The organism is Haladaptatus caseinilyticus (assembly GCF_026248685.1).
In the GTDB taxonomy this organism is placed as follows: Archaea; Halobacteriota; Halobacteria; order Halobacteriales; family Haladaptataceae; genus Haladaptatus; species Haladaptatus caseinilyticus.
The window spans coordinates 2617200-2630898 of sequence record NZ_CP111036.1; the positions used below are offsets into that span (position 1 = coordinate 2617200).

The following is a 13699-nucleotide window of genomic DNA, read 5'->3' on the forward strand; positions in this document are numbered from 1 at the left end:
TCCTTCGATTTTTATAGGATGACGAACCAACCTGTATCCAATGAAGACTATCAAGGACAGCGTCCACGATCACATCGACGTCGTGGGGGTAGCGCGGGACCTGTTGGACACGCCCGCAGTTCAGCGACTTCGACATATCACACAACTCGGCACTGCCCGTCTCGTGTATCCATCCGCGAATCACACCCGATTCGAACACAGTCTCGGCGTCTATCATCTCGCGTGCGAAGCGCTCACCACCCTCGGTATCGAGGGTGTACAGGCGGAACGAGTCCGCGCCGCGGCCCTTCTCCACGACATCGGACACTCGCCGTACAGCCACACCATCGAGGAACTCATTCATCGACACACCAGTAAATACCACGACGACGTACACGACCTGCTCACGGAATCCGAGGTCGGTGACGTCCTTCGGTCGAACGACTTGCAACCGGACACCATCGCTGACCTCATCGCCGGGGAGGGCGAACTCGGGCAGGTCGTCTCGGGCGAATTGGACGTGGATAGAATGGATTACCTCGTCCGGGACGCTCACCACACGGGGGTTCCGTACGGCACGATCGACCACCAACGCCTCACCCGAGAGTTGACATTTCTCGACGGAAAACTCGTTCTCGCGGAGGGAAACGTCCAGACAGCGGAAAGCCTCCTGGTCGCTCGTGCGTTGATGAACCCGACAGTGTACAACCACCACGTCACGCGCATCAGCAAATCGATGCTCCAGCGAGCGAGCGAACGCCTGCTCTCGGAACCCGATATCGACGCGGAGCAGTTGCGTCGAATGGACGACCACGACCTTCTCGTTGCGCTTCGTGCGACGCCGAAGACCGCCGAACTCGCCCGGCGGTTGTCCTATCGCGAACTCTACAAACGCGCTGTTTGGGCGGAAATGGCCGACGTTCCGGACGAAATCATCGATGCCGACCACGAGACCATCCGCGGGTACGAAACCGATATCGCCGAGAACGCGGGTGTCGAACCCGAATCCGTCGTCCTCGACGTTCCGGGACGTCCGCGAATGACGGAGTCCTCGTCACGCGTCATCGTCAACGGCGACGTCCGATCACTCGGGGAGCAATCCACGCTGGTTCGAGCGCTGCAACGAGTTCAGCGTGATCAGTGGCGACTCGGTGTGTACACGCCGGCGGGCGAAACCGACAACGTCGGGATCGCAACGGAGCGCGTCCTCGGATTGGATACGGACGGAACGTTAGTCAGCGACGTTCGAACCGGTTTTAGAACCACGCTGGACGATTTCGAGTGAGGTAATCACGGATCGAAAACACGTTCAGCGGACGGACGAATGCGTTTAAGACCCGGTGCTGACAATCGCAATGTATGCTCGTGGAGGGTACGATACTGCGCGGCCCCACCTTCGAACCGATCGAGGGGCGCGTAGTCGTCAAAGACGGCACGATTACGGCCATCGAGGAGGCATCAGTCTCATCGTCGAACATCGTTCTCCCTGCATTCATCAACGCGCATACACACATCGGCGATTCGATCGCGAAAGAGGCCGGTGAGGGTTTATCGCTGGAAGAACTCGTCGCACCCCCGGACGGTCTCAAACACCGATTGCTCCGTGAAACGTCTCGAAACGAGAAAGTCGAGGCGATGCGGCGGTCGGTACAGTTCATGCAATCGACGGGGACCGCGTCGTTCCTCGAGTTTCGTGAGGGCGGCGTCGAAGGTGTATTCGCGCTTCGCGAGGCAGTGGAAGGGTTGGATATCGAACCGATCATTTTCGGCAGGGGAACGGTGGATGCGATGGAGGCCGCGGAAGGGTTCGGCGCGAGTGGGGCGAACGATGATACCTTCGGTCGGGAGCGTCGCGCGACGGATAGAGCCGGAAAACTGTTCGGTATACACGCGGGGGAAGCCGATGCTAGCGACATCAATCCGGCACTCGACCTCTCACCGGACTTCCTCGTTCACGTCGTCCATCCGGAACCGATCCACCTGGACAGAATCGAGGACAGCGAAATACCAATCGCGGTTTGTCCACGGTCGAATCTCGTTACGGGAGTCGGACTGCCACCGATGCGAAAACTACTGGACAGGACGACGGTCGCCCTCGGAACGGACAACGTAATGTTGAACAGTCCATCGATGTTTCGAGAAATGGAGTTCACCGCAAAGTTGACCGACCTTTCATCGCGGGAGATCCTTCGCATGGCGACACGAAACGGGGCACGGATCGCGGGGTTGAATTGCGGTATCGTAGAGCCCGGTCGCGATGCGAAACTGCTCGTCCTCGACGGTGACTCGGACAATCTCACAGGGAATCGTAACGTTATTCGGTCGGTCGTTCGTCGAGCAGGTTCGAGCGACGTTACAAACGTGATCCTGTAGACACCGCCCCCTCACTGATGTTTCGATTCGAAGGTCATAGATACCAAACAAGTTAAGACACCGCATACCGTGCCATTCGCTAACGCACCTATGTACGACCGAATTCTCGTGCCGACCGACGGTTCGGCGGAAACAAAGCGAGTAGTCGAACACGCTGCGGAACTGGCGGAGGCGCACGGGGCGGAACTACATGCGGTATACGTTATCAACTCCGCGACGTTCGCTAGTCTTCCGATGGAAACGTCGTGGGAGGGAATCAGCGATATGCTGGAAGAGGAAGGCGAAGCGGCGCTCGAGGCAGTCCGTCGCGTCGCGGAGCACTTCGACGTGTCGCTGACGACGCATCTCGCGGAGGGACCACCGAACAAGGAGATCGTTCGGTACGCGGAGCGGGAGGGGTTCGACCTCATCGTGATGGGAACGCACGGCCGTGGCGGTATCGACCGCCTTCTGCTCGGGAGTGTCGCGGAACGAGTCGTCCGTGCATCGACCATCCCCGTTCTTACGGTTCGAGTCGGAAAGAACGAGACGACACCGAAAGCCGAGTCGGTTGAAAAAGCGAAGGGAAGTAGCTAAACTCGCTCGGTGAGGATTACGCGGGTCGCAAGTGCTCACAGTCCCCAGCGTGAACTCGAACGTCGCCATCGTCGGTCTCCACCACGAGGACTCCCGGAGATTCGATATCGATCGCCGTTCCGACCACGTTCCCGCTTGGAGTTTCTACTCGAACCCGCTGGCCGAGTGTCGCCGCGTGCTCGCGCCACGCGGACAGTATTTTGTCCGGGCTGACGCGGAGTGTGTCGAACTCTTCCAACAGCCGTTGGACGAAAATTCTACGATCGACCGTTCCCGCGGCCTCTTGCACACTTGTCGCGCCGTCTGGCAAATCATCACCTTCGATATTGACGTTTATGCCGATTCCGACGACGACCCACGAGACGCGGCCCGCCTCCCCTTCCATCTCGGTGAGGATGCCGGCGAGCTTCTCGTCCCCGACCAGCCCATCGTCAGGGTGTTGCCCTGACTCGCCCTCGTAAGCGACGGCGGAAGGAACGAGGACATCGTTTGGCCACTTGATTTCCGCCGGGACGCCCGCTTCCCGTGCGGCCCGCGTCACAGCGACTGCGGCCGCGAGCGTCAACAGTGGCGCATGAGATGTCGGGATATCGGGACGGAGAACGAGACTCAACCAGACACCGCCGGAGGGGCCGAACCATGCTCGGTTGAGGCGTCCCCTCCCACCGATTTGTTCATCCGCAAGTACGGCAATGTCCGCCGCCCCGTCACAGGCCAGCTCACGAGCCCGGTCGTTCGTGCTCCCGATGGACTCGTGGAACTCGATTTCGAACGGAGCCGCCAGTCCATACTCGACTGCCGAACCGAACTCAGGAACGTCACACAGTCTGTAGCCATCGTCAGTGCTTTCGATTTCGAACCCCGACTCGCGTAGCGCTTCGACGTGTTTCCAAACCGCGTTTCGGGAGACGTCGAGGGTGTTAGCGAGCTCCGGGCCGGAGATTGGGCCATCGGCGAGGGCGTCCAAGATCGCCCGGCGTGTGTCGTTCATGTGGGTGGATAGGGGGACTTTCGACAAGAATCGTTTCGTTTACGCAAGCGATTCGGATGGTCGCGGACAGTTGTAGGTTTCTCGGAGCGTCTCTGCAAGCTGGCCACCCTTCTGGAGTGCTATCGTGACGATGACGAACTCCTCGTTTGCGGGGCGGAGAACGAACACGTCTCGGTCGTCATCTCCCTCCTGCTCGTTGACCTTGTCCACAAGGGGGTCAAGCGGACGAGAGCCATCGCGGAACGTCCCGAACAGTCCACCCAATTCGTCCTCGGCAAACACGTAGAGAACGCCGTTGACATCGTTGTCGGTGTTACGAGTCACACGACTGTTCATAGAATCACCCGCCGTACGTGCTTCGTTCCACGTCCGCTGTGCGGCCTCGAAAACCGGTTCGACGTGGTCCGCAAAGGTGTACAACGTTCGACGACGAACCGAGAGCGAACGGACCGTCGGCTCTTTCGTGGACCAGTCGAGGTCGGCGTCGATACGATAGCCCGGATGGAGGTCGGCGACTGGCGCGTCATGGTCGTCGTTTGCGGTGACAACCGGCTCGTACGTCTCTTGATCGAGTAAGCGAAGTCTACAGCCGTCCGTCGCAAGCACACGGAAACTCCGGTTCTCTTCCATGGACGGATTAGGTAATGGGTTCGAAAAAACTCCTCGAATCATCCGACCATCCGCGTGCCGCTTCTCGGAGGCCGTCGGCACGTCGTTGCGAGTGGCCGTGGAACTCGGTGGCACCGAAATGCAAGCGAAGGCCTCGGCTATCGGTTGTATATTTAATATTTTATTTTTTATAAACTAACTATGCTAGATGGTGCATTAAAGAACAACGTGGTTAATATCCAGACGCAATGGGAGAAAATAATAGCGGTAATTCGACACGACGCGACATCTTGAAGCGAATGGGTGCAGTCGGCGTCGCTGGTCTCGGCGGGGCTGTCGCGACGAGCGGCACCGCGGCAGCGAAGCCGTCCGTCGACTGGGAACCGGCTCACTCCAGTAACTATACCGGTGCGGACCGAGGCGCAGGCTACATCGATTGGGTCATTATCCACACCGTCCAGGGCTCTGCCAGCAGTGCGGTCAACTGGTTCCAAGACCCCGATGCTAACGTTAGCGCCCACTACACCGTCGCAGAGGACGGGTACAAGTACCAAAGCGTCAGCGACATCAACATCGCGTGGCACGCGGGCGGGTCGAACTACAACACGTACTCGGTCGGTATCGAACACGGCGGCTACGTCAGTGAAACGTACGAAGACGCACAATACCGGGCGTCGGCCAAACTCGCCAGCTGGCTCTGTGACCAGTACGGCGTCCCGAAGCAGCACCCGTCGAGCGTTCCGTACGACGCAGCGAACCCGGCAAACGGCGGCATTATCGCCCACTCTCAAGTCCCGGAGAGTACGCACACCGACCCCGGCTCTAACTGGGACTGGGACTACTACATCGACCTCGTCAACTCGTACTGATCGGCGGATGAGCGGCTCGATCCTTACTTTTTACACGCGACAGCAAGAAAGTTCGTTACGACGGCTCAGTCCACGACGACGAGCACGTCGCCCATATCGACGCTGTCGCCTTCACCGACCGTGACTTGCGTCACCGTTCCACCACGCGTGGCGACCACATCGTTTTCCATCTTCATCGCTTCGAGAACACAGACGACGTCGCCGGATTGGATTTCGTCGCCTTCTTCGACTTTCACGTCGAGAATCGTCCCCTGCATTTCCGCAGTGACCGTTTCGCCCTCGGCGTCCACGACGGTTTCGCTTCCGCCGTCGCTGCCACCCGCCGGTTTGGGTTTCTGACCGCCGGAGTTCCCGTTTGCAGGAACTGCCGCGACTTCACCGCGCTGTTCCAAGTTGACCTCGAAGCGTTTGCCGTTGACTTCGACCGTGAACTCGCGTTCGACGACGTCTTCGTCGTCGGCTTCCGCCTCCGACGAACCCCACTTTTCCTGCGCTTCGGCGACCTTCTCGTCGTCCAGTTCCTCGTCCAGATACTTTGTCGTGTGCTCGCCAGCGACGAATTTCTCGTCTTCGAGCATGACGCGGTGGAACGGTATGATGGTGACGACGCCCTCGATGTCGTACTCCGCGAGCGCTCTTCGACCACGTGCAAGACACTCCTCACGGTCGGAGCCGTGAACGATGAGTTTCGCTATCATCGAGTCGTAATCCGTCACGAGGTCGTCTCCCTGTCGGAGCGAGTCGTCCAGACGGACACCGACCCCTCCAGGTGGGTCGTACACGTCGAGCGAACCGCTTCGGGCGGGTGCGAAGTCAGCCGCCGCGTTCTCGGCGTTGATACGGAACTCCATCGCGTGCCCTTCGAGTTCCACGTCATCCTGTGCGAAGTCGAGTTCTTCGCCCGCGGCGACGCGAAGTTGCCATTTTACGATATCGATTCCCGTCAGTTCCTCCGTGACGCAGTGTTCGACCTGAATCCGGGTATTCACTTCGAGGAAGAAGAACTCGCCGTCCTCCACGAGGAATTCCACGGTTCCAGCGTTGACGTATTCGGAGGCTTTTACACCCTGTCGGGCCGCTTCCCCGATTTCCTCGCGGAGTGCGTCCGAGAGGGCTGGCGAGGGGCCTTCCTCGATGACTTTCTGGTGTCGGCGCTGGAGCGAACAGTCACGTTCGCCGAGGTGCCGGACGTTACCGTACTGGTCGGCGATGATCTGTACCTCGATGTGACGTGGCTGTTCGAGGTAGCGTTCGAGATAGACCGAATCGTTGTCGAAGTACGCTTCACCCTCGCGCTGGGCGGATTCGAGTTGGTCTTCGACCTCGTCCTCGGTTCTGACGACCTTCATCCCTCTGCCGCCGCCGCCACCCTCCGCTTTGATGGCGATGGGGTAGCCGTGTTCTTCCCCGAACGCGCGGACGTCCTCGGGGTCCGTCACCGGATCCGTCGTCCCCGGTACGATAGGCACGTCGGCGCCCTGCATCACTTTACGGGCTTTCGTCTTCTCGCCCAACTGTTCCATCGAGTCGCTGGTCGGGCCGACCCACGTCACACCTTCGGTTGCCTCGACTTTGGCGGCGAACTCGGCGTTCTCCGCGAGGAAACCGTACCCGGGGTGAATGGCGTCTGCACCAGCCTTTTCGGCGGCGTCGATAACTGCTTCGTGGTCGAGGTACGAATCCGCTGCTCGCGCCGGACCGATGTTGTACGCTTCGTCGGCGTAGCGAACGTGACCTGCATTTCTGTCGGCGTCACTGTAGACTGCGACGGTGTCGATTCCGAGTTCCTCGCATGCGCGCATGACGCGAACCGCGATTTCTCCACGGTTCGCGACGAGAACCTTGTCGAACATTCTTGCGGAACTCTATTCGGGTGGGTTACCTCATTCTGTCGGTTTTTCTCTGGTGGATTGTGGACCGTATTTGGGTCAACGATAGGACTTCACAGGGGTTGACGACGTTCGTCGGCACCAGCAAAGCCGCAACAACACCGATAGCCGAACACCGATAACGAAGGCCGGGCGGCACCGCTCGGGAGACGGTTTAAAACGGAGCGAGCATCGCACACTCATCCTTCGACATCGTTTTACTGATAGCCTCTGTCGCGAGACACATGGACAAAGACCTCTCGGCACTGGATTCCGCGTTGGATTCGATGGGTGTGGGTGGCTTCCTCATCGACGCGGCATCGTCCGATTCCGACCAGTTGTATCTCTCCGGATTCGACGCGCCTGACGCCTTCACGACCCTCTACGCGGACGGCGTCCATTTGCTCGTTTCTAGCCTCGAATACGGCCGGGCGAAAAAGGAAAGCAACGCGGAATCGGTCGCGCGAATGACCGACTACGGCTACTACGAGAAGGTCGCCGAACACGGCCAAAAAGAGGCGAAAAGCCGCGTCCTCTCAGATTTTCTCGCCGACCACGATGTCGAATCGGTGGTCGTTCCCGAACGCTTCCCGCTCGGCGTTGCGGACGGCCTCCGTGACGTGGGCATAACCGTCTCGCCGGAAAAGACCGCCGTCATCACCGGCATCCGCGCGGCGAAGACGGACGAGGAAATCGAACACGTTCGGGTCGCACAGAAAGCGAACGAAGCGTCCATGCAAGCCGCAGAAGACCTGCTCGCCGCCGCGACGGTCGAAAACGGCGTTCTCTATCACGACGGTGAGGTACTGACCAGCGAACGCGTGAAGGAGGAAATCGAAGTGACGCTCCTGCGTAACGGGGCGGCGCTCGATGAAACCATCGTCGCCTGTGGGTCATCCGCGGCGGACCCCCACGACCGGGGAAGGGGTCCGCTTTCCGCTGACGAAGCCATCATCGTGGACATTTTCCCACGCGACAAAGCATCGAAATACCACGCCGACATGACCCGAACGTTCGTCAAGGGGGAACCATCCGACGAGATTCGTGCTCGATACAATCTCACTCACGAGGCGTTCGACGCCGCTCTTGATGCCGTCGAACCCGGCGCGACGGGGAAAACAGTTCACGATGCGGTCTGTGACGTGTACGAAAACGCGGGTTACGAAACGCTTCGAAGCGACCCGAGTACCGAAACAGGATTCATTCATAGCACAGGTCACGGCGTCGGGTTGGATGTTCACGAACTTCCAAAAATCAACCCCGACGGTGGTGAACTGAAACCGGGCCACGTCATCACCATCGAACCAGGTCTGTACGACCCCGCGGTCGGCGGCGTTCGCATCGAAGACCTCGTGGTCGTTACGGAGGACGGCTACGAGAACCTGACCGATTACCCGATCGAACTGGTCGTGGACTAACCCGCTCTCGGGGTGTTCGCCCCAAATGCGATTCTGACTGCCACAATGGCAAAGTAACCGTCTGGCGAACTGCGTCTTCATGCGCAAACAGAAAACCGATACCGACGAGGCTCGTGTATCAGAAACGACACGAAAACCGAGTATCGTTCGACGTGTACTTCCCGTTGGAGTGGGCTTCGTACTCGGATACCTTTTCGGACGGTATTCCGACAAAACGGTCGGACTGGACGAGATATGGGCGAAGCCCTCCGAAATCGCACGGACACCCGATGTGGTAGAACAGGCGATGGACGTCAAAATCGAACAAACGGGGCAGATAGAGACGAGTCAAGAAGTGACCGGCCTCTCGGCACCGACGACACGCGGAATGCCGATGCTCGGATTCGGAACGTACGAACTAGACGATTACGACGAATGCGTCGAGAGCGTTACGACCGCCATTGAAACGGGGTATCGACACATCGACACTGCCGAAGGTTACGACAACGAATCCGCGGTGGGCGACGCTATCGCCGAATCGGACGTTCCTCGGGACGACCTGTTCGTTGCGACGAAAGTCAGCCCCGACGATCTCGACTACGACAAAGTCCTCACGAGTGCCGAGGAGAGCCTCGAACGATTGGGGCTCGATTACATCGATTTGCTCTACGTTCACTGGCCGACCGGAGAGTACGACGCCGAAGAAACGCTCGAAGCCTTCGCGGAACTCCGCGATGAAGGATTGATTCGGAAAATCGGCGTGAGCAACTTCACGGTGGACCTGCTGTCGGAGGCCATCGAAGTCGCGGAGGAGCCCATCTTCGCTAATCAAGTCGAGATGCATCCCCTGCTCCAGCAGGAGGAACTCAGGGAGTTTTGCGACCAGGACGACATCGACGTGGAACTCGTCGCGTACTCGCCGATAGCCCGCGGCGACGTTGCCGACATCCCCGAACTTCGCTCTGTCGCGGAAAAACACGATGCCAGCGAAGCACAGATCAGCCTCGCATGGTGTCGCGAAAAGGGTGTCACCGCCATCCCAAAGGCGACTAGCAGCGAGCATATTCAGGAGAATTGGCGAAGTTTAGGGGTCGAACTTGACGACGAAGACGTGGCAAAGATTGATAGTATCGATCGAGAAGAACGACTCATCGACCCCGACAGGGCTCCGTGGAACCAGTAAGTGGAAAGCGACTGGTCTCGCTGGATCACCTCCCGTTTTCGCCACCGGAAACCGGGATACTCGGCGCGAGTTTTCATGCCTCCGAGATACCGGAGAACCTCGCCCAGTCGAACATGCTTTAGCGCGTGGTTCGAAAAGTCCCTCCATGGCCGAGAAATTTCGCTCGTTCGACGGACTCCGTCGGGTACTGGCGGAGACGAAGTTCGACAGGCCGCCAGCGATCGTCTGCAACGCACACGTGACAGGGTTGAGCGTCGCTCGCGCACTCTCAGCGCACGACGTTCCAGTCATCGCCATCGACCGAAACGGGAACGGTGTCGCTCCGTACTCCGACGCCGTGGATTTCGCTGGGCAGGTGACCTATCCGCTGGATGATCGTGACGGATTCCGAGAGGACGTGGAAGCACTCGCGTCCGAACTGGGACACGAACCGGTCGCGTTCCCCTGTATGGACGAATGGGTGCACGCCTTCGCCGGGACGGAACCGGAAGGCGTCCGTCTCCCCTTCGCCGGTCGGGAAACGATCGATGCCGTCCTCGACAAAGAATCGCTGTACGAGAAGGCAGCGGAGTTGGATGTTCCATACCCCGAAACGTACCGAATGGCCGACACCGATCCGGAAGATGCGGCGGCAGCCCTCGATTTCCCGTTCGTGGTCAAACCCGCGCTCAAGCGCGAGTTCGAGGAAGCGGTCGGAACGAACGTCATCGAAGTCGCCGACGAGGAGGAGTTTTTGGATGTCGTAGCGATGGCCGAGGACGCCGGAATAAACGTCATGGCACAGGAGAAGGTGGACATCGAAACCGGGCGGGACTGTTCGCTGGCCTCCTACGTTCCGCAGGAGGGTGACCCGGTTACCTTCGTCGGCAACGCGCGCGTTCGTTACCCACAGGAGTTCGGCACGTCCTGTCTCGTCCGACAAACCGACCAACCGGAAATCGAGGGGCGTGCGCTCTCCATTCTCGAAGAAACCGGCTACTACGGCATCAGCGAATCCGAATTCGTTTACGACAAATCGCGCGAGGAGTACGTTCTATTGGACATCAACACCCGCCCGTGGAAGTGGATCAGTCTGCCAGTCCAGGCCGGGGCCGACTTGCCGGGGGCGGCCTACGCCGACACGGTCGGCGATGAGTTCGAAGCCGGGGAGACCCACGACTCCACGTGGGTCTATCTGGGGGATTATCTGAAACTACTCGCAAACGATGCCGGTTTCTCGGACGTGCTCAACGAGAACCAGTGGCGGGGTCTGTTCTCCGGCGAGTTCGAGACATCGGACGCCCTGACGACAGGTGTGTACCGCCCGAGCGACGTCGGACCTGCATATCGGCTTATGAAAACCGAGTTCGGAACCGGCGATTACTACTGCTCCTGTTAGCAGGATTCGATTACGAACTGCCCCGCAACGTCCCCAAGTCGGTGACTGACTCCGTTGGTGGTCCCGCGGGGGTCTGCTCGACTTCTCGGACGTAACGGCCTCGAATGTCCGCCAGCATGTGCAACGTAGCGTACCCGATCCGCCGAGAAGATACGCCAACGTGCTTCGACCGAGTGGCGAACGAAGTGAGGCACGAGTGCGCCCCTTCTCTGGCGGGGAAAGATTGGGGGACTGCGGTTGCGATACTGAGGCGGGTATTTGCTGTCGGCAACGGTTAACGACACAGCTACAACGAACAAGTCCTTTGGAAATTCGAAAACAGTTCACCGACGGCCAAACCAGCACACCACGTCGATACACCGACTACCGTTCCCGTCCTCGTTGCAGGTGGCGGAGAAGGTCGCCGCCTTCCCCTCTGATTTGCGCCGTCCAAACGAACCCGTGATCAACGAATGACCGACGAGAGCATCCACTTCAACCTGTTCACGATGAACGCGGTGGAACACGTCACGGCAGGTACCTGGCGCACGCCGGGCGACCGATCACACCGCTACACCGACATGAACTACTGGCAGGAGGTCGCACGACTGGCGGAACGTGGGGGATTCGATGCCGTCTTCTTCGCCGACGTGCGTGGCATCTACGACGTATACGGTGGCAATCGAGACACGGCAATAGAGAAGGCCATTCAGACGCCCGCGAACGACCCGGAGCTGTTGATTCCAGCGATGGCGAGCGTCACTAGCGACCTCGGGTTCGCGGTGACGCGCTCTACGACCTACGTCCATCCGTACCAACTGGCCCGCGAGTTTTCCACGCTCGACCACATCACCGACGGCCGTATCGCGTTCAACATCGTTACCTCCTATCTCGAAAGCGCGGCGGAAAACCTCGGATTGGACGAGCGAATGGACCACGACACGCGCTACGACCGCGCCGAGGAATTCATGCAGGTCTGCTATCGACTGTGGGAGGACAGTTGGGAAGACGGTGCGGTGGTTAGAGATGTCGAGGCAGGACGGTACACCAACCCCGAGAAAGTTCACGCCATCGACTACGAAGGGGAGCAGTTCTCGGTTCCCGGCCCACACAGTTGTGAGCCGTCGCCACAACGTACGCCAGTTCTCTACCAAGCCGGGTCGTCGGAACGCGGGCGGAACTTCGCGGCGAACAACGCTGAAGCGCTGTTCGTCAGCCAACCGACGAAGGAAGCCGTGAAGAATTACGTCGAGGATGTGCGAAAGCGCGCGGACGATGCGGGACGAAACGGCAACGAACTCGCCTTCTTCGCCGGAATCGCGCCGATCGTCGGCGAAACGGAGGACATCGCGGAGGCGAAGTACGAAAAATACCGCGAAAACGTCGATACCGAGGCGACGCTGACGCTGCTCGGTGGGTTCATGGACTTGGATTTTTCCGAACTCTCGCCGGACCAACCGGTCGAACACATCGAAACCGAGGCGATTCAGGGCGCAGTCAACGCCCTAACCAAACATGCTCCCCAGCGTGACTGGACGGTTCGTGACGTGGCGGAGTTCTGTGGCCTCGGTTCCACCTCGCCCGTCATCGTCGGGTCGCCGGTGCAGGTCGCGGACGAACTCGAACGATGGCACGACGAAACGGGGATCTCCGGATTCAATATCAAAGAAGTCGTTCGCCCCGGAACACTCCGAGACTTCGTCGATTTGGTGGTGCCGGAACTGCGTGAACGCGGCCTCGTACGCGAGGAGTACGACGGCGAGACGCTTCGGGAGAACATGCTGGGTCGGCGATATCGCGAGTGAGATATGTCCCTCCGCAACGTAGCATCGATCATGAACACCCCCTTTTTGGACCGACTGGAGGATTTCTTTTGGGCGCGCCATTCGAACCCGAAAAGCGGTTGGACTCGGGTACCGACCGGTCCCGTCCTCGTGTACGCCATCTATCGCCGCGACTGGCGCATCCTCATCGCCGCGGTCCTTTTCGCGACGGTTAATCCGTTTTTATTCTCGCCACCCGAGACCGAAGACGCGTGGATGACTCGCGCCGTCCTCGCCGAACGGTGGTGGATTCGGGAGGAGGCGAACGGAACGGTCGGACGCACGTATCCGAACGTCTGCAACACGGTCAGTGCACTCGCGTTCGTGTACACACTGGTCGCCGCGTGGCGACGCCGACCCGTCGGCACGACGGTCGGGACGATCCTCGCGTTCGGGCTGAAGTTCTGGTGGGTCGGCGCCCTCGTTCGGCGATACGATGATCGGGAGACGAAACGCCGGTGAGTATCCGGTCTTCGACGCAGAATTTCAATTCACCCGACAGCAACGGTCGGTGACCTCCGTCAGTCACACCGTTTTCGTATTCCATCACCCTGGTACCAACACGAGCGTATCCGTCTCCGTCTGTCCAGCGTTCCCGTGTTTCCCGGCGTCTCTCGCTCGTTTCCGGGTGAACTATCCGCGTCGTTTATCCCCCTACTCGGCGTCGTTTCGCT

At 59.5% G+C, this 13699-nt stretch carries 13 protein-coding genes; 10 read left to right on the plus strand and 3 right to left on the minus strand.

Going from position 1 to position 13699, the window contains the following annotated elements; translation table 11 throughout:
• The first annotated feature begins 40 nt into the window (after positions 1-40).
• The 3 genes from OOF89_RS14165 (at position 41) to OOF89_RS14175 (ending at position 2928) form a co-directional block, all read left to right on the plus strand.
• Complete coding sequence (locus tag OOF89_RS14165; protein ID WP_266077325.1) at positions 41-1264, plus strand: HD domain-containing protein; 1224 nt, start codon at positions 41-43, stop codon at positions 1262-1264.
• A gap of 74 nt (positions 1265-1338) precedes the next feature.
• Positions 1339-2352, plus strand: a complete 1014-nt coding sequence (locus OOF89_RS14170) for an amidohydrolase family protein (protein ID WP_266077328.1) — start codon at positions 1339-1341, stop codon at positions 2350-2352.
• 90 nt (positions 2353-2442) lie between these two features.
• Positions 2443-2928: a universal stress protein gene (locus OOF89_RS14175; RefSeq protein WP_266077330.1), complete on the plus strand. Its 486-nt coding sequence runs from the start codon at positions 2443-2445 to the stop codon at positions 2926-2928.
• 16 nt (positions 2929-2944) lie between these two features.
• On the opposite strand, the gene OOF89_RS14180 is transcribed toward OOF89_RS14175, so the two are convergent.
• Both OOF89_RS14180 and OOF89_RS14185 read right to left on the minus strand, forming a co-directional pair.
• On the minus strand, positions 2945-3919 hold the full coding sequence (locus tag OOF89_RS14180) for a biotin--[acetyl-CoA-carboxylase] ligase (protein ID WP_266077331.1): 975 nt from the start codon (positions 3917-3919) through the stop codon (positions 2945-2947).
• 39 nt (positions 3920-3958) lie between these two features.
• Positions 3959-4549, minus strand: a complete 591-nt coding sequence (locus tag OOF89_RS14185; protein WP_266077332.1) for a DUF6663 family protein — start codon at positions 4547-4549, stop codon at positions 3959-3961.
• A gap of 227 nt (positions 4550-4776) precedes the next feature.
• Between OOF89_RS14185 and OOF89_RS14190 the strand changes: the two genes are divergently transcribed.
• Positions 4777-5397: an N-acetylmuramoyl-L-alanine amidase gene (locus OOF89_RS14190; RefSeq protein ID WP_266077334.1), complete on the plus strand. Its 621-nt coding sequence runs from the start codon at positions 4777-4779 to the stop codon at positions 5395-5397.
• Between the two features lie 65 nt (positions 5398-5462).
• On the opposite strand, the gene OOF89_RS14195 is transcribed toward OOF89_RS14190, so the two are convergent.
• On the minus strand, positions 5463-7250 hold the full coding sequence (locus OOF89_RS14195) for an acetyl-CoA carboxylase biotin carboxylase subunit (RefSeq protein WP_266077336.1): 1788 nt from the start codon (positions 7248-7250) through the stop codon (positions 5463-5465).
• Positions 7251-7510: 260 nt separating this feature from the next.
• On the opposite strand from OOF89_RS14195, the gene OOF89_RS14200 reads away from it, so the two are divergent.
• The 6 genes from OOF89_RS14200 to OOF89_RS14225 all read left to right on the plus strand — a co-directional run bounded on the left by OOF89_RS14200 (position 7511) and on the right by OOF89_RS14225 (position 13487).
• The gene (locus OOF89_RS14200; protein ID WP_266077338.1) at positions 7511-8683 is read left to right on the plus strand and encodes a M24 family metallopeptidase; all 1173 of its coding nucleotides are present in this window, start codon (positions 7511-7513) and stop codon (positions 8681-8683) included.
• A gap of 367 nt (positions 8684-9050) precedes the next feature.
• Positions 9051-9845, plus strand: coding sequence for an aldo/keto reductase (locus tag OOF89_RS14205; protein WP_266079801.1), 795 nt, complete (start codon positions 9051-9053; stop codon positions 9843-9845).
• Entirely contained in the window at positions 9833-9967 is a 135-nt protein-coding gene (locus OOF89_RS14210) for a hypothetical protein (protein ID WP_266077342.1), read from the plus strand. The genes OOF89_RS14205 and OOF89_RS14210 overlap by 13 nt, the downstream gene beginning before the upstream one ends.
• Positions 9968-9990: 23 nt before the next feature.
• The gene (locus tag OOF89_RS14215; RefSeq protein WP_266077344.1) at positions 9991-11223 is read left to right on the plus strand and encodes a carboxylate--amine ligase; all 1233 of its coding nucleotides are present in this window, start codon (positions 9991-9993) and stop codon (positions 11221-11223) included.
• Between the two features lie 452 nt (positions 11224-11675).
• The gene (locus OOF89_RS14220; protein WP_266077346.1) at positions 11676-13007 is read left to right on the plus strand and encodes an LLM class flavin-dependent oxidoreductase; all 1332 of its coding nucleotides are present in this window, start codon (positions 11676-11678) and stop codon (positions 13005-13007) included.
• A 30-nt stretch (positions 13008-13037) separates the two neighbouring features.
• Positions 13038-13487 carry a DUF6653 family protein gene (locus OOF89_RS14225; protein ID WP_407661618.1) on the plus strand — a complete coding sequence of 150 codons (450 nt, stop codon included), beginning with the start codon at positions 13038-13040 and terminating at the stop codon, positions 13485-13487.
• Positions 13488-13699 lie beyond the last annotated feature (212 nt).

Bases quoted from the DNA above. Each gene is read 5' to 3' on its own strand.
- OOF89_RS14195 (WP_266077336.1), bottom strand. From the start codon at position 7,250: ATGTTCGACAAGGTTCTCGTCGCGAACCGTGGAGAAATCGCGGTTCGC.
- OOF89_RS14200 (WP_266077338.1), top strand. From the start codon at position 7,511: ATGGACAAAGACCTCTCGGCACTGGATTCCGCGTTGGATTCGATGGGT.
- OOF89_RS14190 (WP_266077334.1), top strand. From the start codon at position 4,777: ATGGGAGAAAATAATAGCGGTAATTCGACACGACGCGACATCTTGAAG.
- OOF89_RS14215 (WP_266077344.1), top strand. From the start codon at position 9,991: ATGGCCGAGAAATTTCGCTCGTTCGACGGACTCCGTCGGGTACTGGCG.
- OOF89_RS14170 (WP_266077328.1), top strand. From the start codon at position 1,339: ATGCTCGTGGAGGGTACGATACTGCGCGGCCCCACCTTCGAACCGATC.
- OOF89_RS14205 (WP_266079801.1), top strand. From the start codon at position 9,051: ATGCCGATGCTCGGATTCGGAACGTACGAACTAGACGATTACGACGAA.
- OOF89_RS14165 (WP_266077325.1), top strand. From the start codon at position 41: ATGAAGACTATCAAGGACAGCGTCCACGATCACATCGACGTCGTGGGG.
- OOF89_RS14225 (WP_407661618.1), top strand. From the start codon at position 13,038: ATGAACACCCCCTTTTTGGACCGACTGGAGGATTTCTTTTGGGCGCGC.
- OOF89_RS14220 (WP_266077346.1), top strand. From the start codon at position 11,676: ATGACCGACGAGAGCATCCACTTCAACCTGTTCACGATGAACGCGGTG.
- OOF89_RS14180 (WP_266077331.1), bottom strand. From the start codon at position 3,919: ATGAACGACACACGCCGGGCGATCTTGGACGCCCTCGCCGATGGCCCA.
- OOF89_RS14175 (WP_266077330.1), top strand. From the start codon at position 2,443: ATGTACGACCGAATTCTCGTGCCGACCGACGGTTCGGCGGAAACAAAG.
- OOF89_RS14185 (WP_266077332.1), bottom strand. From the start codon at position 4,549: ATGGAAGAGAACCGGAGTTTCCGTGTGCTTGCGACGGACGGCTGTAGA.